Raw genomic sequence first — 26761 nt, 5'->3', positions numbered from 1 at the left:
CCTTTCCTTCCACGTCCTGGAGCTGCCATGCCAGAGCAGAATCGTCACACCGGCGCACTCACGGTGCTCACCGTGCTGTTCTTCATGTGGGGCCTGATCACCTCGCTGAACGACATCCTGGTGCCGCACCTGAAGGCGGTGTTCACCCTCAACTACGTGCAGGCGTCGCTGGTGCAGTTCAGCTTCTTCACCGCCTACTTCGTCATGTCCTTCCCGGCCGGGCGGCTGGTGGAGCGCCTGGGCTACAAGCGCGGGATCATCGTCGGCCTGGTCACTGCCGGCGTCGGATGCCTGTTGTTCCTGCCGGCGGCCGGCGCGCAGTCCTACCCGGCGTTCCTCGCCGCGCTGTTCATCCTGGCCTCGGGCATCACCCTGCTGCAGGTGGCGGCCAACCCCTACGTCAACGTGCTCGGCAGCCCGCAGTCGGCGGCCAGCCGGCTGAACATGACCCAGGCCTTCAACTCCCTGGGCACCACCGTCGGCCCGCTGGTGGGTTCGGTGACCATCCTCGCCATAGGCGCGGGCGCGGCCAGCGAACTGGGCAGCGCCGCCGCCGAGGCCGATTCGGTGAAGATACCCTACCTGGTGCTGGCCGCCCTGTTGTTCGCCATCGCCGTGCTGATCGGCCTGTTCCGCCTGCCGCACATCAGCCACGGCGAACCCAGCGACGGCGCGGCCGCCGGCCGGCAGTCGCTGTTCGCCCACCGGCATTTGGTCTACGGGGTGGTCGGCATCTTCGCCTACGTCGGCGCCGAGGTGGCCATCGGCAGCTACCTGGTCAGCCTGATGGGCCAATCGGACATCGCCGGCCTGCCCGGCGAGCAGGCCAGCAAGTTCCTCTCGCTGTACTGGGGCGGCGCCATGCTCGGCCGCTTCATCGGCAGCGTGCTGATGCGCAGCATCCGCCCCAACCGCATCCTGGCCTTCAACGCGGTGACCAACGCCGTGCTGCTGGCGGTGGCCATCGGCGTGGGCGGCCATGTGGCGATGTGGGCGCTGATCCTCATCGGCCTGTTCAATTCGATCATGTTCCCGACCATCTTCTCCCTGGCCCTGGAAGGCCTGGGCAACCTGACCAGCAAGGGCTCGGGCCTACTGTGCATGGCCATCGTCGGCGGCGCCCTGGTGCCGCTGGTGCAAGGCTTCTTTGCCGACCATATCGGCCTGTTGCAGTCCTTTGCCATTCCGCTGGTGTGCTACCTGTACATCTGCTGGTTCGGCGCGCGGGGGTATCGGGCGGATGAGGCCAGGGTGACGCGGGTGGAAGGGGTGCGCTGAAGGGGGCAATCGCGGACGGAGTCCGCTCCTACAGCATGAGCGAGCATGGCTCTTCGTAGGATGGGTTGAGCTTGCGAACCCATGCGGTTGCGCTGATGGGTATCGCTTCGCTCAACACCATTCTACGAAGAGCGCCTCGGTGCGGTCCGCAGGGAAGCACGGGCGCAGGAGCGGACCTTGTCCGCGATTGGACTCAGCGGCCGCACCGGACGCCCCGGTGTGCCGGACTTTTGCATGGCAGAACGAAACCGCTCTACTCGCCGAACTTCTCATCCAGCAGGTCGTACATCGCCTGGAACGCCCGGCGGGCCACCTTGGCGTCGTACTGCATCTTGCCCGGAATCTGGGCTTGCGGATCGGTGAAGGAATGCGCGGCGCCACCGTAGCTGGTCAGCGCCCAGTCCACGCCGGCGTCGTTCATCTCCTTGGCGAAGTCGAGCAGCTGCTCGCGCGGCACCAGCGGGTCGATGGCGCCGTCGAGGACCAGCACCGAACCCTTGATGTTCTTCGCATCCGCCGGGTTGGGCGAATCCAGGGTGCCGTGGAAGGACACCGCCGCGGCCAGCGGCGCGCCGTCGCGGGCCAGGTCCAGGGCGCAGCAGCCGCCGAAGCAGAAACCGAAGGCGGCCAGCCTGGCGCCGTCGATCGGCGCCTTGCCGGCCTGGGCCTGGAGCGCCTTGAAGGCCGCCTGCATGCGGCGGCGCAGCGCGGCGCGGTCGTTCTTCAGCGGCATCATGGCGGCGCCGGCCTGCTCCGGGCCGTTGGGGCGCACGTCCTTGCCGTAGAGGTCGGCCACCAGCACCACGTAGCCGTGGCCGGCGACCTGGCGGGCGATGTCCAGCGCGCCCTGGCTGACGCCCATCCAGTTCGGCGCCATCAGCAGGCCGGGGCGCTGCACGGTGCTGGAGGCGTCGAAGACCAGTTGACCTTCGAAGGACACGCCGTCGACTTCATAAGCGACGGGTTGGACGCTGATCTGACTCATGGGGTGACTTCCTTCAGTGGGAGTAGGAAAAGCACAAAGCCCGCTTAAGGCGGGCTTTGTGTGAGGTTACCGACTCAGGCGGAAAGTTCCACCAGCAGCTTGTTCAGGCGACGCACGTAGGCGGCCGGGTCCTTGAGGCTGTCGCCGGCGGCCAGGGCGGCCTGGTCGAAGAGGATGTGCGCCAGTTCGCCGAAGCGGTCCTCGTCCGGCTCCGCGTCGAGCTTCTCGATCAGCGGGTGGGCCGGGTTGAACTCGAAGATCGGCTTCGATTCCGGCACCTTCTGCCCGCTGGCCTCGAGGATCTGGCGCATCTGCAGGCCGAGGTCGGCCTCGCCGATGGCGAGGATCGCCGGCGAGTCGGTCAGGCGGTGCGACACGCGCACTTCGGCGACTTCCTCGCCGAGGGCGGCCTTCAGGCGCTCCACCAGGCCTTCCTTCGCCTTGGCCACTTCCTCCTGGGCCTTCTTGTCCTCCTCGGAGTCCAGCTTGCCCAGGTCCAGGTCGCCGCGGGCGACGTCGACGAAGTCCTTGCCGTCGAAGCTCGGCAGGTAGCTCATCAGCCACTCGTCGATGCGGTCGGTGAGCAGCAGCACCTCGATGCCCTTCTTGCGGAAGACTTCCAGGTGCGGGCTGTTCTTCACCTGCGCGTAGCTCTCGCCGGTGAGGTAGTAGATCTTGTCCTGGCCTTCCTTCATGCGGCCGATGTAGTCGGCCAGGGACACGCTCTGCTCGCCGGAGTCGTCGTGGGTGGAGGCGAAGCGCAGCAGGCCCGCGATCTTCTCCTTGTTGGCGAAGTCTTCCGCCGGGCCTTCCTTGAGAACCTGGCCGAAGTTCTTCCAGAAGCCCTTGTAGGCCTCGGCGTCGCTGCTCGCCAGTTTCTCCAGCATGTCCAGCACGCGCTTGGTCAGCGCCGACTTCATCGAGTCGATCACCGGGCCGGACTGGAGAATCTCGCGGGAGACGTTCAGCGACAGGTCGTTGGAGTCCACCACGCCCTTGATGAAGCGCAGGTACAGCGGCAGGAACTGCTCGGCCTGGTCCATGATGAACACGCGCTGCACGTACAGCTTCAGTCCGCGCGGGGCCTCGCGGTGGTACAGGTCGAAGGGCGCGCGGCCGGGCACGTAGAGCAGCGAGGTGTACTCCAGCTTGCCTTCGACCTTGTTGTGGCTCCAGGTCAGCGGGTTCTCGAAGTCGTGGGCGGTGTGCTTGTAGAACTCCTGGTATTCCTCGTCCTTGATCTCGGTGCGCGGACGGGTCCACAGGGCGCTGGCGCGGTTGACCACTTCCCATTCCGGCTCGGCCGGCTTGTCCTTCTCTTCGCCGTGGAACTCCTTCGGCAGCTCGATGGGCAGGGCGATGTGGTCGGAGTATTTCTTGATGATGTTGCGCAGGCGCCAGCCGTCGGCGAACTCTTCCTCACCGCTCTTCAGGTGCAGGACGATGCGGGTGCCGCGCTCGGGCTTGTCGATGGTGGCGACTTCGAACTCGCCCTCGCCCTTCGACGACCAGTGCACGCCCTCGCTGGCCGGGGCGCCGGCGCGGCGGGTGAAGACGTCGACCTTGTCGGCGACGATGAAGGCGCTGTAGAAGCCCACGCCGAACTGGCCGATCAGGTGCGAGTCCTTCTTCTGGTCGCCCGAGAGGTTCTTCAGGAAGTCGGCGGTGCCGGACTTGGCGATGGTGCCCAGGTGCGCGATCACTTCCTCGCGGCTCATGCCGATGCCGTTGTCTTCGAGGGTGACGGTCCTGGCGTCCTTATCGAAGCTGACGCGGATCTTCAGCTCGGCGCCGCCTTCGAGCAGCTCGGGCTTGGCCAGGGCCTCGAAACGCAGCTTGTCGGCCGCGTCGGAGGCGTTGGAAATCAGTTCGCGGAGGAAGATTTCCTTATTCGAATACAGGGAATGGATCATCAGGTGAAGCAGTTGCTTCACTTCGGTCTGAAAGCCCAGTGTCTCTTTTTGAGTCTCCACGCTCATCGTTTCTCGCTCCGAGGATGACAAAAGCCGCATCGGGCGGCGGATGTCAGCGAGATGGGGGCTTCCTGAAGCTTTTCAAGGGCTTGCCGCGACGAACGTCATTGCGGCAGGAGTTGGATGGCGCTGATCTCCGCAGGCCGCAGGCTGTAGCTGGCCTGGCCGGCGCCGGTGAGCAGGTGGCGGATGACCACCCGGCCGTTCGCGTCCAGGCCGGTGAACACGCCTTCGGCCACGCGCCCGCGCTCGGTGGTCACGCGCATGCCGCGGTTGACGTAGCGTTGCGGCTCGGCCTGCAGGCGCTCCAGGCTCAGCGGCCGCGTCGCGCTGCCGGGCTGCGGCGCGGCGGGCCCGGGTCGGCCGCCGGGGCGCTGGCCTCGGCGCGCGGCGCCAGCTTCGGGTAGCGGTCGCCGCGCACCGCCCAGCCGCGGTTGGCGCTGCGCGCAAGCTCCAGGTCCAGGTGTTGCGCTTCGCCGTCCAGGCGGAAGTCCAGCGGCACCTGCATGATCGAGCCCAGAGGCTCCAGGCGCGATGCGGGCAATTCCAGCTGGCGGCCCGGGAAGCGCCGCTGCAGGTAGTCGCGCAGGACGTAGGCCAGGGTGTCGGCGGAGTCGAAACGGGTGTCCACCTGGCCGTCGCGGTAGCGCAGGCGGTCGGTGTACAGCTCGATGCGGCCGCTGAGGGTGGTGCGGTACTGCGTCGGCAGCACCAGGTGGAAGTCGCCGCGCAGGCGGTTGGGCGCCTCGGGCCGCAGGTCCAGGTGCAGGCTGTAGCCGCGCTCCAGGCGCACGGCCTCGGGCAGGTCGGCGCCCGGCGCCAGCCAGCTGACCTCCACCACGGGCCGCGGCCCGCGGTCGTCCGGCAGCACGTCCAGGCGCAGCGGCCCGTGCGGCTGGGCGGCCAGGCGGATGCGCACCTCGCGGCGGGCATAGAAGTCCTGGCCCTCGCGCAGGCTGAGCACGCCGTCGATCAGCTCCGCCTGCTGCGGCGCGAAGGCCTGGCCATCGAGTTCGCCGCGCAGGGCGATGTCCAGCTCCGGCGCCGCCACGGGCTCGCTGCGCAGCCACTGCAGGCTGAGGATGGCCTCCAGCCGCGCGCTGTCGCGGCTGGCGAGCATGGCCAGGCCGACGACCAGGGGAATGCAGCCCAGGGCGCCGAGGAACAGCGCCTTGCGCGCGAAGCCCCAGTGCCGCGCCAGGAACACCGGCGCCAGGGGCGGCAGCAGGCAGGCCAGGCCCCACAGCGGGCCGCGCGCGAACGCCAGCATGACCAGCCAGGCGTAGCCGGCCAGGATCAGCAGCAGCCCGCCGAGGATCAGCAGCGTATCCATCGCGCCCCCGGCCTCAGGCGCCGTCGACCTTGAAATGCGCCCGCGCGGTGGCGATCGGCTCGGCGCGGCTGGTCTGCCAGGCGGTGATGGCGACGTTGGCCACGCGCCGGCCCTGGCGCCACACCTGGCACTGGGCGTAGGTGTCGCGGAAGTGCCCGGCGCGCAGGTAGTCGACGGAGAAGTCGATGATCTTCGGCAGGTGCGGCACGCCCATGAGCATCAGCAGGTGCAGCATGGCCGCGTGCTCCATGAAGCCGGCGATCACCCCGCCGTGCAGCGCCGGCAGCGTCGGGTTGCCGATGTTGTCGCGGCTGGCCGGCAGGTGGAAGATCACCTCCTCGCCCAGGCGCAGGCAGCGGATGCCGATCAGCCGGGCGTAGGGGATCATCTCCAGCAGCGGGCTGAAGTCGTTGTCCTGGTGCATCTGCCGCAGCAGCTGCTCGATGTCCGGCGTGCTCATGCGCCCTCCCCCTTGGCGCCCGCCGGCGCGCCGGTGGCGCCCTTGCCCAGGCGCATGAAGGTGCCGACCACGTGGGCGATGGGCTGCTCGGGGTCGTCCTGGTAGGCGATGCCGCGGGTGAAGATGACGGTGGGCGTCACCCGGTAGCACTCGGCGAAACCGAAGATGTCCTTGTGCGGCTCGGCCGGGTGCATGTAGTCGATGCGCAGGTCGAGGGTCGGGCAGATCTCGAACTGCGGCAGCACGCAGATGGTGGAGATGCCGCAGGTGGTGTCCATCAGGGTGGTGATGGCGCCGCCGTGGATCACCCCGGTTTCCGGGTTGCCAACGATCGCTTCGCTATAAGGCAGGCGCAGGGTCAAACCCTTTTCGTCCGCGGCATGGGCCGCGATGCCCAGCACCTGGCAATGGCGCAGGACGGCGAGGAAGCGCTGCGCACGCTCTAGAATGGACATTTCACTCATGCGGATCGGGGCCCCGGGCTGCTCGAAAGCGCATGATACTCCGCCGCCAACGGGCCCTGCAGTGAATAATCGTAGCGCCGGCGCAAACTTGCGTTGAACTTCTGAGGCGGGCCTCAGCTCAAAGGGCTAACACCAGGAACGCCGCACATGGAGGCTCCACGATGAAAAAAACCCTTCCCTTCGCTCTGATGCTGGTTGCAGGCCTGACTCTGGCCGGTTGCGACAAGAAAGAAGAGCCCAAGGCCCCGCCGGCCGCACCGAGCACCGAGCAGCCGGCGACCCCCGCGCCGACCACGCCGCCGGCCAACGAAGCCGCTCCGGCGCCGACCACCCCGGCTCCGGACACCGCGCCGGCGCCGTCCAACGAGGAGCAGAAGTAACCGCCCGCTCCCCGTACAACGCACAAGGCCCGCATTCGCGGGCCTTGTCGTTTCTTCACTCCGGCTCTTTCGCCGGCTCCGCGTGGGGCGTGGGGGTGAACACCATCACCTTGAGCACATCGGAGTGGAACTCGCGCTGGTACAGCACCCCGACCACCCCGGCGGTGACCAGCATGAAGATCCACGGGTTGATGAACCAGGCCAGCATGGCCAGGCCGAAATAGTAGGAACGCAGGCCCTGGTTGAACTGGTGCGCGGCCATGGACACCACCCGCGCGGCGCGCTCGGCGAAGGCGTTGCGCTCCTGCTCGCCGACGTGGCGCTCGCCGATCATCGGCGCCGAGCCCACCAGCACCGCGGCGAAGTTGTACTGGCGCATGCACCAGCTGAAGGTGAAGAAGGCATACACGAACACCACCGCCAGGCACAGCAGCTTCAACTCCGACAGCCCACGGGTCGGCGAGGCCACGAAAGGCAGGTCGGCCAGCACCGACACGGTGCGCTCGGCCGAGCCCAGCAGGGTGAGGATGCCGGCCAGGATGATCAGGGTGCTGGAGGCGAAGAACGAGGCGTTGCGCTCCAGGTTGCCGATCACGCTGGCATCGGCCACGCGGTTGTCGCGCAGCAGCAGGCGGCGCATCCAGTCCTTGCGGTAGAGGTGCAGCACGCTGGCCAGGCACGCGGTGTCGCGGGCCCTGTGGCTGGCGTAGCGGGCATAGCCGACCCAGCAGAAGGCGAACCAGAGCATGGCCAGCAGGTTCCACAGGTACTGGATATCGAAGAGGTCGACGACGTCGGTCATGGGCTTCCTTGGCGGGCCCTGTCGGCGGGCCGGGCCTGTTGATCGGGTGATTGAGGGAGAACGCGGCAGATAGACGCCGGATGTCGGCGGGAAGACACGAAGCGGCGTCACCTCCCCCATCGGGACATTTGACCGCCCCAAACCGAAGGCAATTCCTACAAGCAAACGAGCCTTTCCCTCAAAAGCCCTGTCCTAGAATCGCGGCAGCCATCACGGCATTGCCGGCGCATCTGTGCAGATCGCCCAGTGAGTCGTGAGCAAGCGCACAAACCCGACCTCCCTCACTTGTAGTTGGACCAAAATGAAAACAATTGCCTTTGCCTTCGCCCTGTCCACAACCCTACTGGCCAGCAACGCCCAAGCCGCCGCAGGCTCGGTGGGCTTCGACGGATACATCACCCCTTCCACCTGCGCCGTCGCCGTCAACGGCCAGGGCGAACATGGCGCCGTGACCTTGAAGCCGGTCGGCTGGGAAAAGCTGCAGAACGCCGGGGATTTCGCCGGCGACACGCCATTCACCATCACCCTCACCGGCTGCGGTGAAAGCGGCGCGCCGGCCTGGGTCCGCCCCAAGTTCGCCTCCACCGGGGTGAACCCCGCGACCGGCAACCTCCGGAACCAGAGCGGCGACGGCAACTCGGACATCGAAATCCAGCTGCGCAACGGCACCTACGCCACCATCGACCTGATGACCAACGAAAACAACTCCCCGCAGATAGCCGACTCGGTCATGACCTTCGACTACCACGCCCATTACTACCGCGCCGGGACCACGGGCACCGTAAGCGGCCGCGTCACGGCGAAGCTGGAGTTCTCGGTGGAGTACATCTGAGAGGCACGTCCAACGGCGTATAACCGCGAACGGTTATACGCCCTACGTTCCCGTGTTCGCGTGGTTGGGGAGCATCCGGATGACTCCGGACTCACCACCCACGCCGGACAGCCCCCTCTCCCGCTTGCGGGAGAGGGTTGGGGAGAGGGCGCTCTTACACCCAACGCTGTAGCCACCGACGACTCCCATTCGCGAGCAAGCAAAAGCACCTCGGCGCGTCGGCAAGACAGCGCAACGAAAAAGGCCGCCTCGTGGGCGGCCTTTCTCATTGCAGCGGGCCCGGTCAGGCCACGGCTTCGCTCGGTTCGCCGAGCAGGCGGTCGATCACCACCATCACGGCGAGCATGGCCACCGAGGGGATCAGCCAGGCCAGGCCCTGCTCGGACAGCGGCAGATGGGCCAGCCATTCCGGCACGGCGAAGCCGGCGCCCTTGAGCGCGTCGACCATGCCGAACGCCAGCGACACCGCCATCACCGGCGCGACTATGCGCGTCTGCGACTTCCACAGGCCGGCGCAGAAGCTCAGCGCCACCAGCACGATGCACGGCGGGTAGATGGCGGTCAGCACCGGCACCGAGAACTGGATCAGCTTGGTCAGGCCGAGGTTGGACACCAGCAGCGAGAAACCGGCCAGGATCACCACCAGGCTGCGGTAGGACAGCGGCAGGATGCGGCAGAAGTATTCGGCGCAGGCGCAGGTCAGGCCCACGGCGGTGACCAGGCAGGCCAGGGCGATGAGCACGGCGAGGAAGCCGCTGCCCAGGGAGCCGAAGGTGTGCTGCACATAGGCGTGCAGCACGGCCGCGCCGTTGGTTGCGCCGGCGGCGATGTCGTGGCTGCCCGAGCCCAGGCGGAACAGGCTGATGTACACCAGCGCCAGCCCTACCCCGGCGATCAGCCCGGCGATCACCGCGTAGCGGGTGATCAGGCGCGGCGACTGCACGCCGCGGGAGCGGATGGCGTTGACGATGACGATGCCGAAGACCAGGGCGCCCAGGGTGTCCATGGTCAGGTAGCCGTTGATGAAGCCCTGGGAGAAGGCCGCGTGCTCATAGCTCGGCTCGGCCTGGCCGATGGTCCCGGCCGGCAGCATGAAGGCGGCGATGCCCAGCACGGCCAGGGCGATGATCTTCAGCGGGGCGAGGAAGCGGCCCACGGTGTCCAGCAGCTTGCCGGGGTACAGGGAAATCACCAGGACGATGGCGAAGTACACCAGGCTGTAGAGGAACAGCGGCAGCGGGCCGTCGCCGGTGAGCGGCGCCAGGCCGACTTCGAAGGACACGGTGGCGGTGCGCGGGGTGGCGAACAGCGGGCCCACGGAGAGGTAGCAGACCGCCGCCAGCAGGCCGCCGGCGACGCGCCCGATGGGGTGGCTCAGGGTGTCCATGGCGCCGCCGACCTTGGCCAGGGCGACCACGGTGATGACCGGCAGGCCGACCGCGGTGATCAGGAAGCCGAGGGCCGCCATCCATACGTGCGGGCCGGAGTGCAGGCCGACGATGGGCGGGAAGATGATGTTGCCGGCCCCGACGAACAGGGCGAAGGTCATAAAGCCGAGCGCCAGGATGTCCTGGCCTTTCAAGACGTTCATTTAGGGGAATACCACAGTGCTTAAACGGGTTTCGTGGCCTCCCAAGGCACAACAGCCGAACGGGCACGGCGCAGCCGCATCGGGGATGCCTGCGTTCATACCTGCACGGGGGATTGTTCTTGGAAGTCCGATAGCAGAGGTTTTCCATGGGCTCGTGGCCCCTTTGCTCCTGCATTCTGGTTGTCCCGCCATCCATGACGGTCCGGAATAGCCGCCGCTCCGGGTAGGAGTTGGCGGTTAGCACGCCTTCCCTTGTGGGGAACGCAGTGCTGGGGATAGTTGCTAGCCTAACGATCTATCCCGATGAACTGTACTGACATATGTCAGCTCGTCGGCGGGATGAAAGGGCGTGTCGCCTGAACGACACTTCTTGCGACGCCTCGCCAAAACAAGAGGCCACCCGAAGGTGGCCTCTCGCGACGAGCAATAAGCGAAACGCTTACTTGGTCGCCCAGCCGGTCAGCTCGGCCAGGGCCTTGCCGATGTCGGCCAGGGAACGCACGGTCTTCACACCGGCGTCCTGCAGGGCGGCGAACTTCTCGTCCGCGGTGCCCTTGCCACCGGAGATGATGGCGCCGGCGTGGCCCATGCGCTTGCCGGGCGGTGCGGTGACGCCAGCGATGTAGGACACCACCGGCTTGGTCACGTTGGCCTTGATGTAGGCAGCGGCTTCTTCTTCAGCCGAACCACCGATCTCGCCGATCATGACGATGGCTTCGGTTTTCGGGTCTTCCTGGAACAGCTTCAGGATGTCGATGAAGTTGGAGCCCGGGATCGGGTCGCCACCGATGCCCACGCAGGTGGACTGGCCGAAGCCGGCGTCGGTGGTCTGCTTCACGGCTTCGTAGGTCAGGGTGCCGGAACGCGACACGATGCCCACTTTGCCCGGCAGGTGGATGTGACCGGGCATGATGCCGATCTTGCACTCGCCGGGGGTGATCACGCCCGGGCAGTTCGGGCCGATCAGGCGCACGCCCAGCTCGTCGCACTTGACCTTGGCGTCCAGCATGTCGAGGGTCGGGATGCCTTCGGTGATGCAGACGATCAGCTTGATGCCACCGAAGGCGGCTTCCAGGATCGAGTCCTTGCAGAACGGAGCCGGAACGTAGATCACCGAGGCTTCGGCGCCGGTGGCTTCGACGGCTTGCTTGACGGTGTCGAACACCGGCAGGCCCAGGTGGGTGGTGCCGCCCTTGCCGGGGGTCACGCCGCCGACCATCTTGGTGCCGTATGCGATGGCCTGTTCGCTGTGGAAGGTGCCCTGCGAGCCGGTGAAGCCCTGGCAGATGACCTTGGTGTCTTTGTTGATCAGGATGCTCATTACTTACCCTCCGCGGCCTTGACGACTTGCTGGGCAGCGTCGGTCAGGCTGGTCGCCGCGATGATGTTCAGACCGCTTTCGGCCAGTACCTTGGCGCCGAGTTCGGCGTTGTTGCCTTCCAGACGGACGACAACCGGAACCTTCACGCCGACTTCTTTAACGGCACCGATGATGCCTTCGGCGATCATGTCGCAGCGGACGATGCCGCCGAAGATGTTCACCAGTACGGCAGCGACGTTGCTGTCGGAGAGGATGATCTTGAACGCTTCGGTCACGCGCTCTTTGGTCGCGCCGCCGCCAACGTCGAGGAAGTTGGCCGGCTTGCCGCCGTGCAGGTTGACGATATCCATGGTGCCCATGGCCAGGCCTGCGCCGTTGACCATGCAGCCGATGTTGCCTTCCAGCGCGACGTAGTTCAGTTCCCACTTCTGCGCATGGGCTTCACGGGCGTCGTCCTGGGACGGGTCGTGCATGGCGCGCAGCTTGGGCTGACGGTACAGGGCGTTGGAGTCGATGTTGATCTTGGCGTCCAGGCAGTGCAGGTTGCCGTCTTTCTTGATCACCAGCGGGTTGACTTCGAGCAGGGCCAGGTCGTAGTCCTGGAACAGCTTGGCCAGGCCGACGAAGATGTGCACGAACTGCTTGATCTGGTCGCCTTTCAGGCCCAGCTGGAAGGCCAGCTCGCGGCCCTGGAACGGCTGGGCGCCGACCAGCGGGTCGATGGTGGCCTTGAGGATCTTCTCGGGAGTGTCGTGGGCGACCTTCTCGATGTCCACGCCACCTTCGGTGGAGGCCATGAAGACGATACGGCGGCTGGAACGGTCGACGACGGCGCCGAGGTACAGCTCCTTGTCGATGTCGGTGCAGGATTCCACCAGGATCTTGCTGACCGGCTGGCCATTGGCGTCGGTCTGGTAGGTCACCAGACGCTTGCCCAGCCAGTTGGCGGCGAACGCCTTGGCGTCCTCCTTGCTCTTGACCAGCTTCACACCGCCCGCTTTACCGCGGCCACCGGCGTGCACCTGGGCTTTCACGACCCACTCGGTGCCACCGATTTTCTCACAGGCTTCTGCGGCCTCTTCGGGTGTGTCGACGGCGAAGCCCTTGGATACGGGCAGGCCGTACTCAGCGAACAGCTGCTTACCCTGATACTCGTGGAGATTCATGCTTGTCTACCGTTTTTCGTCTTGGGTATTGCGCATTCGGCGCAGCGCTCGTGGCGCCGCACCACCTGTGATTCCCGCGCCGCGGCGCGGGAATCCGGCGGGGTGGTCACGACAGCCCCTCGCGAATGACTGCCGCCCTGCCCCGCCGTGGTCCTACCGCCTCAGCGCTTCTTGCGGTTGGCGATGTGGATGGCGTGGCCATTCACCGCCAGGGCCGCTTCGTGCAGCGCTTCGGACAGAGTCGGGTGGGAGAAGACCATCATGCCCAGGTCTTCGGCGCTGGTGCCGAATTCCATGGCGATCGCGCCCTGCTGGACCAGCTCGGCGGCGCTCGGGCCGATCACGTGGACGCCCAGGACGCGGTCGGTCTTGGCATCGGCGATGACCTTGACCAGGCCGGTGGTGTCGTTGGCAGCCATGGCGCGGCCGCTGGCGGCGAACGGGAAGGTGCCGACGTTGACTTCGACGCCTTCGCCCTTGAGCTGCTGCTCGGTCTTGCCGACCCAGGCGATTTCCGGGTGGGTGTAGATGACCGACGGGATCAGGTCGTAGTTCATCTGCGCCTTGTGGCCGGCGATGCGCTCGGCGACCATCACGCCCTCTTCCGAGGCCTTGTGCGCCAGCATGGCGCCGCGGACCACGTCACCGATGGCAAACACGCCCGGAACGCTGGTCTTGCAGTGGTCGTCGACGAAGATGAAGCCACGCTCGTCGAGGGTCACGCCGCTGTCGGCGGCCAGTAGGTCGGTGGTCACCGGGCGACGGCCCACGGCCACGATCAGCTTGTCGAAGGTTTCCTTCTGCTCGCCGTTGGCGTCGGTGAAGGTCACGGTGACCTGCTTCTTCTTCACCTCGGTGCCGGTGACGCGGGCGCCCAGGCGGATGTTCAGGCCTTGCTTGGTCAGGACCTTCAGGGCTTCCTTGGCGATCTGCTCGTCGGCGGCCGGGAGGAACTTGTCCAGGGCTTCCAGGACGGTGACTTCGGCACCCAGGCGGGCCCAGACCGAACCCAGCTCCAGGCCGATGACGCCGGCGCCGATCACGCCCAGCTTCTTCGGCACGGTCTGGAATTCCAGGGCGCCGGTGGAGTCGACGATGATGTCGTCGGTCAGCGGGGCCGGCGGGATCTCGACCGGCTTGGAACCGGAAGCGATGATGATGTTCTCGGCTTCCAGGACCTGCACCTTGCCGTCCAGGCCGGTGATTTCGACCTGCTTGTTGGCCAGCACCTTGCCGTGGCCTTCGAAGGAGGTGACGCCGTTGGCCTTGAACAGGGTGGCGATGCCGCCGGTCAGGTTCTTAACGATGTTGGCCTTGCGCGCGACCATGGCCGGTACGTCGATGGTGACGCCCTTGGCTTCGATACCGTGGACGGCGAAGGCTTCCTTGGCCTCGTGGTACTTGTAGGAGCTGTCCAGCAGCGCCTTGGACGGAATGCAGCCTACGTTCAGGCAGGTACCGCCGAGGGCGACCTTGCCCTCCTTGCCGATGTACTTCTCGATGCAGGCGGTCTTCAGGCCGAGCTGGGCGGCACGGATGGCAGCCACGTAGCCGCCGGGGCCGGCACCAATCACAACCACGTCGAATTTCTGGCTCATATCTCAATCCTTATTCCGGTGAAGCGGACGGCCCCTCACGGGGCCGTCGTGTAGTACGGGGCCGTCAGGTGAAATGACGAATCAGACGTCCAGCAGCAGACGAGCCGGATCTTCCAGCAGGTCCTTCATGGCGACCAGGAAGCTCACCGCTTCCTTGCCGTCGATCATGCGGTGGTCGTAGGACAGCGCCAGGTACATCATCGGCAGGATCACCACCTGGCCGTTAACGGCCATCGGGCGTTCCTGGATCTTGTGCATGCCGAGGATGGCGGTCTGCGGCGGGTTGACGATCGGAGTCGACAAGAGGGAACCAAATACGCCACCGTTGGAAATGGTGAAAGTACCACCGGTCATGTCTTCGATGGACAGCTTGCCGTCCTTGGCCTTCTTGCCGAAGGTGGCGATGCCGTTCTCGATCTCGGCCAGGCTCATGAACTCGGCGTTGCGCAGTACCGGTACCACCAGGCCGCGGTCGCTGGACACGGCGACACCGATGTCCTGGTAGCCGTGGTAGACGATGTCGTTGCCGTCGATCGAGGCGTTGACGCCGGGGAAGCGCTTCAGGGCTTCGGTGGCGGCCTTGACGAAGAAGGACATGAAGCCCAGGCGCACGCCGTTGTGCTTCTTCTCGAACAGGTCCTTGTACTTGTTGCGCAGGTCCATGATCGGCTTCATGTTGACTTCGTTGAAGGTAGTCAGCATGGCCATGGAGGACTGGGCTTCGACCAGGCGCTCGGCGACCTTGGCGCGCAGGCGGGTCATCGGCACGCGCTTCTCGACGCGGTCGCCGGCGGCGAACACCGGGGCCTCGGCGGCCGGAGCGGCCGGCTTGGCGGCGGCCGGAGCGGCTGCCGGGGCGTTCTTCTTGGCCTCGACGGCGGCAACCACGTCTTCCTTGGTCACGCGACCGCCCTTGCCGGTGCCGGCGATGCTGTTCGGGTCGATGCCGTTCTCTTCGGCCAGCTTGCGCGCGGCCGGCGAGAGGATGGCGTCTTCGCCGGCGGCGGCCGGAGCGGCAGCGGCAGCCGGGGCAGCAGCCGGAGCGGCGGCGGCCGGGGCCGGAGCGGCGGCAGCGGCGCCGCCTTCGCTCAGCTTGCCGAGCAGTTCGTTGGAGAGGACGGTGTCGCCTTCGTTCTTGACGATCTCGGCCAGTACGCCGTCGGCCTCGGCCAGCACCTCGATGACCACCTTGTCGGTCTCGATGTCGACGATCAGTTCGTCACGCTTGACGGCTTCACCGACCTTCTTGTGCCAGGTGGCGACGGTGCCGTCGGCAACCGATTCCGGGAAGGTTGGGGCTTTGATTTCGATAGCCATTCTGTGTGTTTCCTTAAATTCGGTATCTACTGCGCGTTGGCGTTAAACAGTGAAGGCGTCTTGCAGCAGTTTTTCCTGCTGCTCGGCGTGCATCGAAGCGTAGCCGCAAGCCGGGGCGGCCGAGCCGTCGCGGCCGGCGTATTCCAGGTTGAGGCCCTTCTTGTGCGCGGCGATGACACGGCGCATGTGGTGCTGCGAGCAGTACCAGGCACCCTGGTTCATCGGCTCTTCCTGGCACCAGACGATGTGCTTGAGGTTCTTGTACTGCGACAGGACCTCGGCCAGGTCGTCTTCCGGGAACGGGTAGAGCTGTTCCAGGCGGACGATCGCGATGTTCTCGCGGCCTTCGGCGCGGCGCTTCTCCAGCAGGTCGTAGTACACCTTGCCGCTGCACAGGACGATGCGGTCGACCTTCTTCGGATCCAGGCTGTCGATCTCGTTGATGACGGTCTGGAACGAACCGTTGGCCAGCTCTTCCAGGGTCGAGATGGCCAGCTTGTGGCGCAGCAGCGACTTCGGCGTCATGACGATCAGCGGCTTGCGCAGCGGACGGATCACCTGGCGGCGCAGCATGTGGTAGACCTGCGCCGGAGTGGTCGGCACGCAGACCTGGATGTTCTGCTCGGCGCACAGCTGCAGGTAACGCTCCAGACGCGCGGAGGAGTGCTCCGGGCCCTGGCCTTCGTAGCCGTGCGGCAGCAGCATGGTCAGGCCGCACAGGCGCTGCCACTTGGTCTCGCCGCTGGTGATGAACTGGTCGATCACCACTTGCGCACCGTTGGCGAAGTCGCCGAACTGGGCTTCCCAGATCACCAGCGCGTTCGGCATGGTGGTGGCGTAGCCGTATTCGAAGGCCAGCACCGCTTCTTCCGAGAGGAAGGAGTCGTACAGGCTGACGCGCGGCTGGCCGTCGAACAGGTGGGCCAGGGGGATGTAGACCGAGTCGTCCTTCTGGTTGTGCAGCGCCGCGTGGCGGTGCGAGAAGGTGCCGCGGCCGACGTCCTGACCGGTCATGCGCACCGGGTGGCCTTCGAACAGCAGGGTGGCGTAGGCCAGGTTCTCGGCGAAGCCCCAGTTGATCGGCATGCCGCCGGCCGACATCTTGGCGCGGTCTTCGTAGATCTTCTGCACCTGGCGCTGCATGACGAAGCCGTCCGGGGTCTCCAGCAGCTTGTTGGACAGCTCCTGCAGGGTCTTCAGGTCGAAGCGGGTGTCGTGACGCGCGGTCCAGGCATGGCCGACGTACGGACGCCAGTCGACGAACAGCTCCTTGTTCGGCTCCTTGACCAGGCTCTTCACCACGTGCAGGCCGTTGTCCAGGGCGTCGCGGTATTCGTCGACCTTCTCCTGGGCCTGCTCGGCGGTCTGCACGCCGGCGGCGATCAGCTCGTCGGCATACAGGTCGCGGGTGGTGCGCTGCTTGGCGATCTGCTGGTACATCAGCGGCTGGGTGCCGCTCGGCTCGTCGGCCTCGTTGTGGCCGCGGCGGCGGTAGCAGACCAGGTCGATGACCACGTCACGCTTGAACTGCATGCGGTAGTCGACGGCCAGCTGGGTGACGAACAGCACCGCTTCCGGGTCGTCGCCGTTCACGTGGAAGATCGGCGCCTGGATCATCTTGGCAACGTCGGTCGCGTACTCGGTGGAGCGCGCGTCGTCCTGGCGGCTGGTGGTGAAGCCGACCTGGTTGTTGATCACGATGTGGATGGTGCCGCCGGTCTTGTAGGCACGGGTCTGGGACATCTGGAAGGTTTCCATGACCACGCCCTGCCCCGCGAAGGCGGCATCGCCGTGGATGGAAATCGGCACGACCTTGTCGCCGCTGCCGTCCTTGCGACGGTCCTGGCGGGCGCGTACCGAGCCCTCGACCACCGGGGAGACGATCTCCAGGTGCGAGGGGTTGAACGCCAGCGCCAGGTGGACTTCGCCGCCCGGGGTCATGACGTTGGAGGAGAAGCCCTGGTGGTACTTCACGTCACCGGAACCCAGCTCGACCAGCTTCTTGCCCTCGAACTCGTCGAACAGGTCGCGCGGGTTCTTGCCGAGGGTGTTGACCAGGACGTTCAGACGGCCACGGTGGGCCATGCCGATGACCACTTCCTTGACGCCGTAGGAGCCGGAGCGCTGGATGATCTCGTCGACCATCGGGATCAGGCTCTCGCCGCCTTCCAGACCGAAACGCTTGGTGCCCGGGTACTTGGTGCCCAGGTACTTCTCCAGGCCCTCGGCCGCGGTCAGGCGCTCCAGCAGGTGGGCGCGCGCCTCGGTGGAGTACGCCGGACGACCGCGCACGCTTTCCAGGCGCTGGGCGAACCAGTGGCGCTGCTCGGAATCGACGATGTGCATGAACTCGGCGCCGATGGTGCTGCAGTAGGTCTGCTTCAGGGCGTCGATGATCTCGCGCAGGGTCGCCTCTTCCTTGCCGATGTAGAGCTCACCGGTGCGGAAGGTGGTGTCGAGGTCGGCGGCGGTCAGGCCGTAGTGATCCAGCGACAGGTCCGAAGGCGCGGTACGCACCCAGAGGCCCAGCGGATCGAGCTTCGCGGCCTGATGCCCACGCAGCCGGTACGCCAGGATCAGGCGCAGGACTTCGACCTGCTTCTTCTCGTGCTCGGTGCTTACGCTGCCGGCGGAAACGGGCGCGGCGCGGCGCTGGTTCTTGGCCAGGAGCACGAAATGATCACGGATGGAGGAATGCGAGACGTCGGGAGCGGGATTGCCGTCGGCGGGGAGCTTCTGGAAGTATGTGCGCCACTCTTCTGGCACAGCGTTCGGGTCGTGCAGGTAGAGCTCGTAGAGCTCTTCGACGTAGGCAGCGTTCCCACCGGATAAATGGGCACTGTTCCACATCCGCTGCATTACGCTTTCGTGCATGCTTGGTCACCCTCGGTAAGGGGACTCCACCTGATGGAACTCTCGGGGGACCCAGCCCTGTGCAGCGACTGGTAGCCACAAAGGTTCCCGCAGATAGTCCGGGTACCAGCCCGGATGCCCCTGCTGGTCATATATACGTTTTCGAGTCAGACCCCGGCTTTGTGGGCTGGGGTCCGTTGCAACCGCACCGCCGGACAATGTTCCGGCGGCACGGGTATTGCTCTTGTCGCACGCGACGGCGAAGTGGGATCAGGTCCCGCTCTGCAGCAGCATGTTGCGAATGTGACCGATGGCCTTGGTCGGGTTCAGGCCTTTCGGGCAGACATTCACGCAGTTCATGATTCCACGGCAACGGAACACGCTGAACGGATCGTCCAGGCTCGCCAGGCGCGCCTGGGTTTCCGTGTCGCGGCTGTCGGCCAGGAAGCGATAGGCCTGCAGCAGCGCGGCGGGGCCGAGGAACTTGTCCGGGTTCCACCAGAACGACGGGCAGGAGGTCGAGCAGCAGGCGCACAGGATGCACTCGTACAGACCGTCCAGCTTTTCGCGCTCTTCGGGGGTTTGCAGGCGTTCGATCGCCGGCGCGGCATACTTGTTCTGCAGGTACGGCTTAACGCTCTCGTACTGCTTGTAGAAGATGCGCATATCGACGACCAGGTCACGGATCACCGGCAGGCCCGGCAGCGGGCGCAGCACCAGCTTGCCGCCCTTCAGGCCGGCGGCCGACAGCGGAGTGATGCAGGCCAGGCCGTTCTTGCCGTTGATGTTCATGCCGTCGGAGCCGCAAACGCCTTCACGGCAGGAGCGACGATAGGAGAAGCCCTCGTCCTGTTCCTTGATCAGCGCCAGCACGTCCAGGACCATCACGTCCTTGCCCTGGGTATCGACGTCGAAGTCCTGCATGTAGGGTGCAGAGTCCTTCTCCGGGTTGTAGCGGTAAACACTTACTTTCAACATGACGGGCACCCTTAGTAAGTACGAACCTTGGGTTCGAATGCCGGAACGGTCTTCGGCGCGAAGTTGACGGCACGCTTGGCAACGCGCTTCTCACCCGGGAAGTACAGGGTGTGGCACAGCCAGTTCTCGTCATCGCGCTCCTCGAAGTCTTCGCGGGCATGGGCGCCGCGGGACTCTTTGCGGTTTTCGGCCGCAATGGCGGTGGCTTCGGCCACCTCGAGGAGGTTCTGCAGTTCCAGCGCTTCGATGCGCGCCGTGTTGAAAGCCTGGCTCTTGTCGTTGATCTTGACGGTGGCGATACGCTCGCGCAGGTCAGCCAGTTGAGCGATACCCTTCTGCATGTATTCGCCGGTACGGAATACACCGAAGTAGTTCTGCATGCACTGCTGCAGCTCGCGCTTGAGCGGGGCGACTTCTTCGCCGCTGGTGCGCTCGTTCACGCCGTTCAGGCGCTTGAAGGAGGCTTCCAGGTCGGACTCGGAGGCGCCGCGGTGCTCGATGCCCTCTTTCAGGGCCTTTTCCAGGTGCAGGCCGGTAGCGCGGCCGAAGACCACCAGGTCGAGCAGCGAGTTGCCGCCCAGGCGGTTGGCGCCGTGAACCGATACGCAGGCGACTTCGCCGACCGCGAACAGGCCTTCGACGATCTGGTCGTTGCCGTTGGCGTCCATGGTCAGGGCCTGGCCATGGATGTTGGTGGCGACGCCGCCCATCATGTAGTGGCAGGTCGGGATGACCGGGATCGGCGCGACCACCGGGTCGACGTGGGCGAAGGTCTTGGACAGCTCGCAGATGCCGGGCAGGCGGCTGTGCAGGACTTCCTCGCCCAGGTGGTCGAGCTTCAGCAGCACGTGGTCCTTGTTCGGGCCCACGCCGTTGCCGGCGATCACTTCCTTGACCATGGAGCGGGCGACCACGTCGCGGCCGGCCAGGTCCTTGGCGTTCGGCGCGTAACGCTCCATGAAGCGCTCGCCATGGGCGTTGATCAGGTAGCCGCCTTCACCGCGGCAGCCTTCGGTGACCAGTACACCGGCGCCGGCGATGCCGGTCGGGTGGAACTGCCACATCTCGATGTCCTGCACCGGTACGCCGGCGCGCAGGGCCATGCCCACGCCGTCGCCGGTATTGATCAGGGCGTTGGTGGTGGAGGCGTAGATGCGGCCTGCACCGCCGGTGGCCAGGACCACGGCCTTGGAGCGGATATAGATGGTGTCGCCGGTCTCGATGTCGATGGCGATGATGCCGACCACGTGGCCGTCCTGGTTCTTCACCAGGTCGACGGCGTACCACTCATTAAGGAAGGAGGTGCCGTTCTTCAGGTTGGCCTGGTACAGGGTGTGCAGCAGGGCGTGACCGGTACGGTCGGCCGCGGCGCAGGTACGGGCGGCCTGGCCACCCTTGCCGAAGTCCTTGGACTGGCCACCGAACGGACGCTGGTAGATGCGGCCCTGCTCGGTACGGGAGAACGGCAGGCCCATGTGTTCCAGCTCGAACACGGCTTCCGGGCCGACGGAGCACATGTATTCGATGGCGTCCTGGTCACCGATGTAGTCGGAGCCCTTGACGGTGTCGTACATGTGCCAGCGCCAGTCGTCGTTCGGGTCGGCCGAGGCGATGGCGCAGGTGATGCCGCCCTGGGCGGAAACGGTGTGCGAACGGGTCGGGAAGACCTTGGTCACCACGGCGGTCTTGTGACCACCCTGGGCCAGTTGCAGCGCGGCACGCATGCCGGCGCCGCCGCCACCCACGATGATGGCGTCGAAGGAGAGAGTGCGAATGCTTGCCATGGATCAGTTACCCCAGAGAATCTGCACACCCCAGACGAAGAATGCGAACATGGCCATGCCGCATACCGCCTGGACGAGGAAACGCACGATGGTCGCGGGCTTGCCCAGCGCCATCTGAGTCAGGTAGTCGGTGGTGATGGTCCACATGCCGACCCAGGCGTGCACGCTCAGGGCAACCAGCGTGAGAAGACTGAAGATCTTCATCAGGCCGTGGGAGAACAGACCATGCCACTCCTCGTAGGAGATGTTCGGGTGTGCGATCAGGTAACCCAGCAGGAAAAGCACATAAGCCGCGAGAACGACCGCAGAAACGCGTTGAGCCATCCAGTCGTAGAGGCCGGAACGCGAGAAGTTTGTGACGTTAGTTACCATACCCAGACCCCCGCCAGAACGATCAGCACCACGGCAATGGCGATGACGATTTTCGAACCACGCTTGCCACCTTCCAGCGTCTCGCCGATACCTGCGTCCATGACGAGGTGACGAATGCCGGCTACCAGGTGGTACAGCAGCGCGGAGAGCAGGCCCCAGATCACAAGCTTGGCCAACGGATGGGCCAGACACGCCTTCACCTGCTCGAAGCTGTCTTCCGATGCGAGGGACTTGTCGAGCGCGAACAGCAGCACGGCAATGCCCAGGAACAGGATGACGCCAGAGATGCGGTGGAGAATGGACGTGTAAGCAGTGACAGGGAGTTTGATGGTCCTTAGGTCTAGGTTTACAGGTCGTTTGCTATTCACGGCTTTTTTCACACTGAGAGCCCTTCGAACTGCAGGGCTAGTTGTCGGGAGGTGCACTTGTCAGGTACCCATCACCTTCGGGAGTGACAACCGCCTGTGGAGCGAGGCCTGGAGGGCCCCGGCGGCTGGTCGCCGAGTATAGACAGTTAGGCTCCTAATGACAACGGAATCGCCTTCGCCTAAGGACTTATTGCCGCACCCCCATAAAAGGCGTAAATAGGCGATTTTTTTCGCCAAAACAGGCAGTTGGAGGGGCTGTCCGCTACCGATTCTTGCAAATTGACAATCGGATTTATCTCTCTATAGTGGTGCGGGCCCTGCGTGGGGGGTCGTACAGATGATTTCAAGCATTAATAGGAGGCCTAATCATGGCTGACAAGAAAGCGCAGTTGATCATCGAGGGCGCAGCCCCCGTCGAACTGCCCGTCCTCTCCGGCACGCTGGGCCCCGATGTAGTGGATGTGCGGGGTCTGACCTCCACGGGCCACTTCACGTTCGATCCTGGCTTCATGTCCACCGCCTCCTGCGAGTCGAAGATCACTTATATCGACGGCGACAAGGGCGTGCTGCTGCACCGCGGCTATCCGATCGAGCAACTGGCCGAGAAATCCGACTACCTGGAAACCTGCTACCTGCTGCTCAAGGGCGAACTGCCCACCGCCGAGCAGAAGGAACAGTTCGTCGGCACCATCAAGAACCACACCATGGTTCACGAGCAGCTGAAGACCTTCTTCAACGGCTTCCGCCGCGATGCCCACCCGATGGCCATCATGTGCGGCGTGATCGGCGCCCTCTCCGCCTTCTACCACGACTCCCTGGACATCAATAATCCCAAGCATCGCGAGATTTCCGCGCATCGCCTGGTCGCCAAGATGCCGACCATCGCCGCCATGGTGTACAAGTACTCCATGGGTCAGCCGATGATGTATCCGCGCAACGACCTGAGCTACGCAGAAAACTTCCTGCACATGATGTTCAACACCCCCTGTGAGACCAAGCCGATCAGCCCCGTGCTGGCCAAGGCCATGGACCGCATCTTCATCCTGCACGCCGACCACGAGCAGAACGCCTCGACCTCGACCGTGCGCCTGGCCGGCTCCTCCGGCGCCAACCCGTTCGCCTGCATCGCCTCCGGCATCGCCGCCCTCTGGGGCCCGGCCCACGGCGGTGCGAACGAAGCGGTACTGCGCATGCTGGACGAGATCGGTGACGTTTCGAACATCGAGAAGTTCGTGGCCAAGGCCAAGGACAAGAACGATCCGTTCAAGCTGATGGGCTTCGGCCACCGCGTGTACAAGAACTTCGACCCGCGCGCCAAGGTCATGAAGCAGACCTGCGACGAGGTGCTCAGCGAGCTGGGCATCAACGATCCGCAGCTGGAACTGGCCATGAAGCTGGAAGAGATCGCCCGCCACGACCCCTACTTCGTGGAGCGCAACCTCTACCCGAACGTCGACTTCTACTCGGGCATCATCCTCAAGGCCATCGGCATCCCGACCAGCATGTTCACCGTGATCTTCGCCCTGGCGCGTACCGTGGGCTGGATCTCGCACTGGCAGGAAATGCTCTCCGGCCCGTACAAGATCGGCCGCCCGCGCCAGCTGTACACCGGCCACACCCAGCGCGATTTCGTCGAGCTCGGCGCTCGCAAGTAAGTTTCGCCGGGATACGGAAAAGGCTGCTTCGGCAGCCTTTTTTGTTGTCTGCTCTCCTGCCTTCCTTTCTGACTCCGCAACTCAAACCCGCCATTCCCACGAACGCGGGACGCGGCTCCATCGCGAACAGCGCTTGCGCTGACCCGAAGGAGATAACCTAGCTGCCTCGGCTTGGGTGTTTCTGCGCCGCTCCGAGTTTGCCCGACCGTCTTGTTTCGCCCCCTCGGGCGAGTCACTTCTTTCAAACGCCAAAGAAGTAACCAAGAAGGCTTGCCCCGACATACGGGCCCGACACAGTCGGGCTACCCTCACGAATTCCCCCGCCACGGAGGCCCGAACTAGGCGTCCCCCCCCCGAGGGTACGTCCCTGTAGCCCATCGGGGCTCTCGCGACATCCATGTCGCATGACCTCCTGAGCGCGGGTTTCGCTCGGCCTTCTGAAGGGGCACTCCGGTGCGCTCGGCTATTTCTCTGGAAGTCCAAGAGCAAACGCGCTTTTGCTTTTCGTAGGAGCGAGCTTGCTCGCGAACCGCCCGTCACTGGGTTATTCCCCTTCGGGCCAGCGCAAGCGCTGTTCGCGATGGAGCCGCGTCCCGCGTTCGCGGGAATGGCGAGGGGGGAGTATCAGGATGACTCTGGGCTTCCCGGCAGCTCAGGACAGCCCCCTCTCCCTTCAGGGAGAGGGTTGGGGAGAGGGCGCTCTTAACCCCAACTCCGCAGCCACCGGCAAACCCCATTCACGAGCGAGCCCTCTCCCCTCCCCCCAAACACAAAAAAAGGCCGCCCAGGCGGCCTTTTCCATAACGCCAAGCCTCAGCGCTTCTCCGCCGCCGCACGCAGCCCCTTCAGGGTATTCATCGGCGCATCCACCACGAAGCTGTTGGCCAGCCAGGACGGAATGCTGCCGCCCGGCTCGGTCTGTACCTGGTAGGTCACTTCGGTGACACCCGCGCCCTTGGGCACCAGTTTCCACTCGCCGACCAGCTTGGGCACGCGGATCTCGCCCTTCTCTTCCGGGATGTAGGTCGGCTCGGCCTGCAGGTGGCGGATGAGGCCGCCGTCGGCGGTCTTCTCGGTGGTCACGTGGATCACCACGTCGCGGCCGGTCACAGGCCAGGGCATGTCGATCTTCGAGTAGGTCCAGGAATTGTCGCCCTCGCTCTTGAGCAGGCGCATCTCGGCGCAGGCGTGGATCCACTTGCAGGAGCCCTTCACGTCTTCCTGCAGGGCATTGATGCTGGCCACGTCGGCCTTGATGTCGACCACGCCGCGGTAGGCCTTGTACTTGGAGCCCGGAACGCTGCTCAGGTAGACCTTGACGCCGTCCTCGTCCTTGGCCAGTTGCCAGTCCTCGGCCATGGCGGCGCCGGAGGCGCCCAGCAGGGCGGCGCTCAACAGGGTCATACGCAGGATGCCACGCATCGTCATCTTCCTCTGGTTATTGTTGGTCTGGCCGGGCCGGCGAAGAGCCGTACCCGTTGCAAATCCGCGATCCTGAGCGGTTCGGCAGTCAGGATGGGCGCCAGTATGGCCCCTGGAAACGTGACTTCCAAGTCACTCAGGCGGTGGTGATCCGTTCCCATTCGGCGAGGATGCGCAGCGCCTCCTCGTTGCTGCTGCCGCAAGCCTCGGCGTCGGCGTCGAAGGCCGCGCACACCGCCGGGCGCTCGGGCCGGCCGAACAGGCGGCAGAGGTTGCGCTCGTCCAGTTGCACGCAGCGCACGCCCGCGGGCTTGCCGCCGGGCATGCCGGGGATGGGCGAGGAAATCGACGGCGCCACGCAGCAGGCGCCACAGCCGGCACGGCATTGCATCGTTGCTGGGCTCATAAAAAGGCACGGAGGAAGGTCGCGCACCGCAGGGCCGGTGCGCGGCGCGGAGGATAAGCCCAGCGGCGCCCGCCGCCAAGGGCCTTGCATCGCCTGCCCCTCTTGGCGGCGCGAGCGCGGCGATTTAGGCTGGCGCCCTCCTCACCTCCGGGAGCTCCCCATGCCGGTCTGGGTCCAAACCGCCACCCTCCTGGCGTTCTCCAACCTGTTCATGACCTTCGCCTGGTACGGCCACCTGAAGACGCTGAACACCAAGCCCTGGATCATCGCCGCCCTGGTCAGCTGGGGCATCGCGCTGTTCGAGTACCTGCTGCAGGTGCCGGCCAACCGCATCGGCTATACCGCGCTGTCGGTGGGCCAGCTGAAGATCATGCAGGAGGTCATCACCCTGGCGGTGTTCGTGCCCTTCAGCGTGTTCTTCATGCAGCAGCCGCTGAAGCTGGACTACCTGTGGGCGGGCCTGTGCCTGCTGGGCGCGGTCTACTTCATCTTCCGCAGCTGATTCACCCGCGCGGCTTCAGCCGGGTGATCAGGCTGGAAGTGTCCCAGCGCCCGCCACCGGCGGCCTGCACCTCGGCATAGAACTGGTCGACCAGCGCCGTCACCGGCAATTGCGCGCCGTTGTGCCGCGCCTCGTCGAGCACGATGCCGAAGTCCTTGCGCATCCAGTCCACGGCGAAGCCGAAGTCGAAGCGCCCTTCCAGCATGCTCTTGTGGCGATTCTCCATCTGCCAGGACTGCGCCGCGCCCTTGCTGATGACCTCGATGGCAGCCTCGCCGTCCAGCCCCGCGCATTGGGCGAAATGCAGGGCCTCGGACAAGCCCTGGAGCAGGCCGCCGATGCAGATCTGGTTGACCATCTTGGTCAGTTGTCCGGCGCCGCTGTGGCCCATCAGCCGGACCATCCGCGCATAGGCGGCGATCAGCGGCTCGGCGCGCCGGTAGAAGACCTCCTCGCCGCCCACCATCACCGTCAGCACGCCGTTCTCGGCGCCGGCCTGGCCGCCGGACACCGGCGCATCGAGGAAGCCCAGCTCGCGCTCGGCGGCCTGCACCGCCAGTTCCCGGGCCACCGCCGCCGAGGCCGTGGTGTGGTCGACGAACACGCTGCCCGGCTGCATCCCGGCGAGGGCGCCGTCCGGCCCCTGCACCACGCTGCGCAGGTCGTCGTCGTTGCCCACGCAGCACATCACGAATTCCGCCTGCGCCGCGGCCTCGCGCGGCGTGGGCGCACTGCTGCCGCCGTGCTCGGCGCACCACTGCGCGGCGCGCGCCGAGGTACGGTTGTAGACGCAGACCTCATGCCCCTTGGCCTGCAGATGCCCGGCCATGGGATAGCCCATGACGCCCAGGCCGATGAACGCGACTTTCGCCATGGCTCGGTTCCCCTGTTGTCGATCGGGCTAGCCTAGCAGCGGTTTGC

At 65.5% G+C, this 26761-nt stretch carries 23 protein-coding genes and 1 pseudogene; 5 read left to right on the top strand and 19 right to left on the bottom strand.

Going from position 1 to position 26761, the window contains the following annotated elements:
* Positions 1-27 precede the first annotated feature (27 nt).
* A complete protein-coding gene (locus IG194_RS26050) occupies positions 28-1278 on the top strand; it encodes a sugar MFS transporter (protein ID WP_058489166.1) in 1251 nt (416 codons plus the stop codon).
* Positions 1279-1531: 253 nt separating this feature from the next.
* Here the strand turns inward: IG194_RS26050 and IG194_RS26045 are convergent, their stop codons facing one another.
* The 5 genes and pseudogenes from IG194_RS26045 to IG194_RS26025 all read right to left on the bottom strand — a co-directional run bounded on the left by IG194_RS26045 (position 1532) and on the right by IG194_RS26025 (position 6493).
* On the bottom strand, positions 1532-2263 hold the full coding sequence (locus IG194_RS26045) for a dienelactone hydrolase family protein (protein ID WP_058489165.1): 732 nt from the start codon (positions 2261-2263) through the stop codon (positions 1532-1534).
* Between the two features lie 74 nt (positions 2264-2337).
* Positions 2338-4242 carry a molecular chaperone HtpG gene (gene htpG, locus IG194_RS26040; RefSeq protein ID WP_009619394.1) on the bottom strand — a complete coding sequence of 635 codons (1905 nt, stop codon included), beginning with the start codon at positions 4240-4242 and terminating at the stop codon, positions 2338-2340.
* Between the two features lie 98 nt (positions 4243-4340).
* Positions 4341-5569: pseudogene (locus IG194_RS26035) on the bottom strand (MFS transporter).
* A gap of 13 nt (positions 5570-5582) precedes the next feature.
* On the bottom strand, positions 5583-6029 hold the full coding sequence (locus IG194_RS26030; RefSeq protein WP_009619392.1) for a PaaI family thioesterase: 447 nt from the start codon (positions 6027-6029) through the stop codon (positions 5583-5585).
* Positions 6026-6493: a PaaI family thioesterase gene (locus tag IG194_RS26025; RefSeq protein ID WP_058489164.1), complete on the bottom strand. Its 468-nt coding sequence runs from the start codon at positions 6491-6493 to the stop codon at positions 6026-6028. The genes IG194_RS26030 and IG194_RS26025 overlap by 4 nt, the downstream gene beginning before the upstream one ends.
* Positions 6494-6654: 161 nt before the next feature.
* Between IG194_RS26025 and IG194_RS26020 the strand changes: the two genes are divergently transcribed.
* A complete protein-coding gene (locus IG194_RS26020; protein WP_009619390.1) occupies positions 6655-6873 on the top strand; it encodes a hypothetical protein in 219 nt (72 codons plus the stop codon).
* A 55-nt stretch (positions 6874-6928) separates the two neighbouring features.
* On the opposite strand, the gene IG194_RS26015 is transcribed toward IG194_RS26020, so the two are convergent.
* The gene (locus IG194_RS26015; protein ID WP_009619389.1) at positions 6929-7675 is read right to left on the bottom strand and encodes a DUF599 domain-containing protein; all 747 of its coding nucleotides are present in this window, start codon (positions 7673-7675) and stop codon (positions 6929-6931) included.
* Between the two features lie 301 nt (positions 7676-7976).
* Here IG194_RS26015 and IG194_RS26010 point away from each other — a divergent pair, with 301 nt between their 5' ends.
* Complete coding sequence (locus IG194_RS26010) at positions 7977-8507, top strand: fimbrial protein (RefSeq protein WP_058071910.1); 531 nt, start codon at positions 7977-7979, stop codon at positions 8505-8507.
* A gap of 283 nt (positions 8508-8790) precedes the next feature.
* On the opposite strand, the gene brnQ is transcribed toward IG194_RS26010, so the two are convergent.
* The 10 genes from brnQ to sdhC form a co-directional block, all read right to left on the bottom strand.
* The gene (gene brnQ / locus IG194_RS26005) at positions 8791-10098 is read right to left on the bottom strand and encodes a branched-chain amino acid transport system II carrier protein (protein WP_058489163.1); all 1308 of its coding nucleotides are present in this window, start codon (positions 10096-10098) and stop codon (positions 8791-8793) included.
* 439 nt (positions 10099-10537) lie between these two features.
* A complete protein-coding gene (gene sucD, locus IG194_RS26000; RefSeq protein ID WP_009619384.1) occupies positions 10538-11419 on the bottom strand; it encodes a succinate--CoA ligase subunit alpha in 882 nt (293 codons plus the stop codon).
* Entirely contained in the window at positions 11419-12585 is a 1167-nt protein-coding gene (gene sucC / locus IG194_RS25995; RefSeq protein ID WP_009619383.1) for an ADP-forming succinate--CoA ligase subunit beta, read from the bottom strand. Before sucC ends, sucD begins: the two co-directional genes overlap by 1 nt.
* A 161-nt stretch (positions 12586-12746) precedes the next feature.
* Entirely contained in the window at positions 12747-14183 is a 1437-nt protein-coding gene (gene lpdA / locus IG194_RS25990; RefSeq protein WP_058489162.1) for a dihydrolipoyl dehydrogenase, read from the bottom strand.
* A gap of 81 nt (positions 14184-14264) precedes the next feature.
* Positions 14265-15500 carry a 2-oxoglutarate dehydrogenase complex dihydrolipoyllysine-residue succinyltransferase gene (gene odhB / locus IG194_RS25985; RefSeq protein ID WP_009619379.1) on the bottom strand — a complete coding sequence of 412 codons (1236 nt, stop codon included), beginning with the start codon at positions 15498-15500 and terminating at the stop codon, positions 14265-14267.
* Positions 15501-15542: 42 nt separating this feature from the next.
* The gene (locus IG194_RS25980) at positions 15543-18374 is read right to left on the bottom strand and encodes a 2-oxoglutarate dehydrogenase E1 component (RefSeq protein WP_009619378.1); all 2832 of its coding nucleotides are present in this window, start codon (positions 18372-18374) and stop codon (positions 15543-15545) included.
* Between the two features lie 249 nt (positions 18375-18623).
* Positions 18624-19331 carry a succinate dehydrogenase iron-sulfur subunit gene (locus IG194_RS25975; protein ID WP_009619377.1) on the bottom strand — a complete coding sequence of 236 codons (708 nt, stop codon included), beginning with the start codon at positions 19329-19331 and terminating at the stop codon, positions 18624-18626.
* Between the two features lie 11 nt (positions 19332-19342).
* Positions 19343-21115 (bottom strand): succinate dehydrogenase flavoprotein subunit, encoded by a 1773-nt coding sequence (gene sdhA, locus IG194_RS25970; protein ID WP_009619376.1) that lies wholly within the window; start codon positions 21113-21115, stop codon positions 19343-19345.
* Positions 21116-21118: 3 nt separating this feature from the next.
* On the bottom strand, positions 21119-21487 hold the full coding sequence (gene sdhD, locus IG194_RS25965) for a succinate dehydrogenase, hydrophobic membrane anchor protein (protein WP_009619375.1): 369 nt from the start codon (positions 21485-21487) through the stop codon (positions 21119-21121).
* Positions 21481-21867 (bottom strand): succinate dehydrogenase, cytochrome b556 subunit, encoded by a 387-nt coding sequence (sdhC, locus tag IG194_RS25960; RefSeq protein ID WP_009619374.1) that lies wholly within the window; start codon positions 21865-21867, stop codon positions 21481-21483. The genes sdhD and sdhC overlap by 7 nt, the downstream gene beginning before the upstream one ends.
* A 356-nt stretch (positions 21868-22223) precedes the next feature.
* On the opposite strand from sdhC, the gene gltA reads away from it, so the two are divergent.
* Positions 22224-23510, top strand: a complete 1287-nt coding sequence (gene gltA / locus IG194_RS25955; RefSeq protein WP_009619373.1) for a citrate synthase — start codon at positions 22224-22226, stop codon at positions 23508-23510.
* Positions 23511-24323: 813 nt separating this feature from the next.
* Here the strand turns inward: gltA and IG194_RS25950 are convergent.
* Together IG194_RS25950 and IG194_RS25945 are read right to left on the bottom strand one after the other, a co-directional pair.
* Positions 24324-24932, bottom strand: a complete 609-nt coding sequence (locus IG194_RS25950; protein WP_009619372.1) for an START domain-containing protein — start codon at positions 24930-24932, stop codon at positions 24324-24326.
* 136 nt (positions 24933-25068) lie between these two features.
* Positions 25069-25323, bottom strand: a complete 255-nt coding sequence (locus tag IG194_RS25945) for a YkgJ family cysteine cluster protein (RefSeq protein WP_058489161.1) — start codon at positions 25321-25323, stop codon at positions 25069-25071.
* Between the two features lie 175 nt (positions 25324-25498).
* On the opposite strand from IG194_RS25945, the gene IG194_RS25940 reads away from it, so the two are divergent.
* Positions 25499-25840, top strand: coding sequence for a DMT family protein (locus IG194_RS25940; protein ID WP_058489160.1), 342 nt, complete (start codon positions 25499-25501; stop codon positions 25838-25840).
* Between the two features lies 1 nt (position 25841).
* On the opposite strand, the gene IG194_RS25935 is transcribed toward IG194_RS25940, so the two are convergent.
* Positions 25842-26714: an NAD(P)-dependent oxidoreductase gene (locus tag IG194_RS25935; RefSeq protein WP_058489159.1), complete on the bottom strand. Its 873-nt coding sequence runs from the start codon at positions 26712-26714 to the stop codon at positions 25842-25844.
* Positions 26715-26761: the final 47 nt, after the last annotated feature.

The organism is Pseudomonas sp. ADPe (genome assembly GCF_014843515.1).
In the GTDB taxonomy this organism is placed as follows: Bacteria; Pseudomonadota; Gammaproteobacteria; order Pseudomonadales; family Pseudomonadaceae; genus Pseudomonas; species Pseudomonas citronellolis.
Note: the sequence above shows the minus strand (reverse complement) of the source record. Positions and strands in the feature narration are given on the sequence as shown.